Below are 3,041 nucleotides of genomic sequence, written 5' to 3'. Positions count from 1 at the left end.
TCCGTATCAAAAGCGGTGAAAGCATGATTCCGAGGGAAGAAATAATTTACTCTAAATGAGAAAGATGGTTTCGAAGTATTCTTCCTACCTGATTAAATTTAGCATTTAATTAAAGAGGGGGTAAAGCTGTGATTAACGGTAAGAAAAGTTCCGTTTTTCTGGAAATCCAAGGGGATCGAAATACATTACAGCATAAGGAAGTAGTTTTGAATTTCATTTTTTTAGGAAAATAAACCATTAATATCAGGCTTTACTGCTCAACTAGATTTTTTAATCGGACTTATTTCACATCTTTATTAATACTTTTCTTTAGGTTTAAAGTGACTAGCCTAAACAACAAATATTGAATTTACATATTTGACTTATACTATTTATCCCTCAAAGAGAAGCGAAAATAACCGATCAAAATGCCTTACCCACCAACAAAAAACAACAGGAACCGCCTTTGTTTCTTGTTGGTAGCCTAAGTTTTTTTACTGTTTAATGAAAGGCAGGCTAAGGAGTTTATCCTCCAGCTGTATTTTAAGGAAATAATGACCGGCCGAAAGTTTATTAGTTTCTAGTTGATAATGATTAGAGGGTAGTTTACTTTCTTTCTGGAAAAGAACCCTTCCACTTAGGTCAATTACACTTAAATTCCATGCCTGTGGTTTTTCCCATTTTATTTGGAGGGTATGAAAAGTGGGGTTGGGAAATAGTTCTAATTCTTGTTGGGAAATTTCCTCTTCATTGCCCGTTATTAAGCCAATGGTTAGTGTACCATTTATTAATTCTATTTCGTAATTCCTGAAAATCTTTTCTGGTCCTAAAATCTCAGCTATAATTGGATATTCACCTGTAGGTGAACTGCCATCCGCATGGTAAGAGTACTGCATATTAGGGTAATCATCGTATTGGAGGCCTTCAAATTCTGCGTCTAACTCTATATTTTCTCCAAAAAAAGTGAGGGTTTTGTCATTGACCCTGATGGTGAGAGGGGCTTTATGAATGGTGATAGAAGATTCATTTACATAATTTAATGCATAACTATTCACCTGATCTTCTGGACCTTTGAGTTTAACCTCCAGTCGATGGGAGCCGACTGAAAGATCATTTACGGAATAGTATACTTCCATATCTTCTTTATCATCGAATTTAAGGCCAGTAACCGTACCATCAAATGAGGATAACTCTCCGTTGGAGGGCACCTCTCCGTAAATTTTTACTTTGTCTTTAGTAGTAATTTCAAGTGTGGCTTTATCAACGGTCAATGAACCTTCTTTAACCTCTAAAGTATAATTTTTTAACCTATCTTCAGGATCATCCAGTTTAGCATGTATGGGATGTTGTCCAGCGGTAGGGTGAATAGGGTTATCCACTTCATAGGATATTTCTATTTTTTGTTCATCACCATATTTAAAGCCTTTAGCTGTTCCTTCAAATTTAGGTAAGTCCTCTCCATAAGTGGTGTTTTTGTTATTGGAAGTGACGTTGAGAAGGGCTTTATTGACCATTAATACCCCTTCCTCTTTAATTATTTCGTAGTTGCTAAGCTTACCGTCCACATCTTCTATATTCTCATCCTCAATAGTAATGGAATAACCAACTTCTACCACTTTCGCCCGATCATCTGGAGCAGTGGTGGTATAAGTAACTTTAGGCGCCTTATCATCGTATTGAAGGCCTTCAACTACTCCATCAAAAGTAGGCAGAGGGTCTCCATAAATGATGCTTTTGTTATGGGCAGTAATGGTTAAAGGAGCTTTATGAATGGTCAGTTCCCATTCTTCATCTGGATTTTGGACAGTAAGTGTCGTTTTTCCAGCCCTTTTTATATTTACCTTATAATGCTTATCCTCCTTTATGATTTCAGCTACAGAAGTTTCAGAACTACTCAATTGATAGTCTTCATTATTTAGATAAATGTAAAAATCGGTCTCTCCATAGGTTTTTTCCGTTTCAGATGTGGCAACTTTTAAATTTTGTATGTGGCTAGATAAGGGTACTAAGGAAGGGTTAGTATTAGAGGGGATTTCGAAATTAGTGTTAGTCACTTGGTAAAAGTATTCTCCCTCGTCTGCTGCAGTTAAATTATTAATTTTTATTTGATCGCCATTAATTTCTATCCGCTCATTGGACGTAATTTCAGTGCTTCCGGAGGCTGTTTTCTTATACCAATAGTATTGATCATTTTCAGTTTTTGTAATATCAGCTTGTAGTTGAATACTGTTATTTTCTAAAAAATGAATGGTTTTTATTTTGTCAACCGTTTGTGGGTAATAATTTTCATAATCGGATTTAAAGCCTTCGGGTATTTTCTCAAGTTCAGCAAATGAAAGTCCGTTATATTTAAGGTCCAACGTCTTTAACTCTTGTAATTGTCCAATGGATTCTGGTAGGCTAGTGAGTTGATTGTTAAAAAGATTCAGATTGGTAAGGCTAGTTAATTGGCCGAAAGATACTGGCAGGCTAGTGAGTGAAGTATTGTAAGAGAGATCTAGAGAGATAAGATTAGTTAATTGGCCGAAAGATGCTGGCAGGTTAGTAAGCGAATTGTAGGTAAGATCGAGTATAGCAAGCTTAGATAATTGCCCGAACGATTCTGGCAAACTAGTTAGGGTGCTGTATTTAATTTTAAGGGTGGTAAGATTACTTAATTGCCCGAACGATTCTGGCAAGCTGGTAAGTGGGTTGCCCTCAAGGGTAAGATCATCAAGGCTATTTAATTGCCCGAATGATTCTGGTAAGCTAGTGAGTCCATTGCTAGTGAGATTAAGTGTAGTAAGATTAATTAATTGTCCGAAAGATGCTGGCAGGTTATTGACTGGATTGCCATCAAGGTTAAGGGATATAAGCTTAGTTATTTGCCCAAATGATTCTGGCAAGCTGGTGATTTCGTTGCCGTAACTAAGGTTGAGATTCGTAAGATTGGTTAAATCCCCAAAGGAAGGTGGCAAAGCTCCTTTTAGTCCAAAAAATGCCAGGTCTAGTTCTGTTACCCGACCTTCAGCATTTGTAGTTACCCCATACCATTCATTTAATGGTTGATCAGTGTTCCAATT

Annotated in this window: 1 protein-coding gene; it reads right to left on the bottom strand. The window is 36.7% G+C overall.

Annotated elements, in window-relative coordinates:
- Positions 1–473: 473 nt before the first annotated feature.
- Positions 474–3,041, bottom strand: a 2,568-nt coding sequence (locus E1171_RS03800) for an MBG domain-containing protein (RefSeq protein ID WP_155204250.1), incomplete at its 5' end; no start/stop codon positions are given.

The organism is Xanthovirga aplysinae, assembly GCF_009711365.1.
Taxonomy (GTDB): domain Bacteria; phylum Bacteroidota; class Bacteroidia; order Cytophagales; family Cyclobacteriaceae; genus Xanthovirga; species Xanthovirga aplysinae.
Note: the sequence above shows the minus strand (reverse complement) of the source record. Positions and strands in the feature narration are given on the sequence as shown.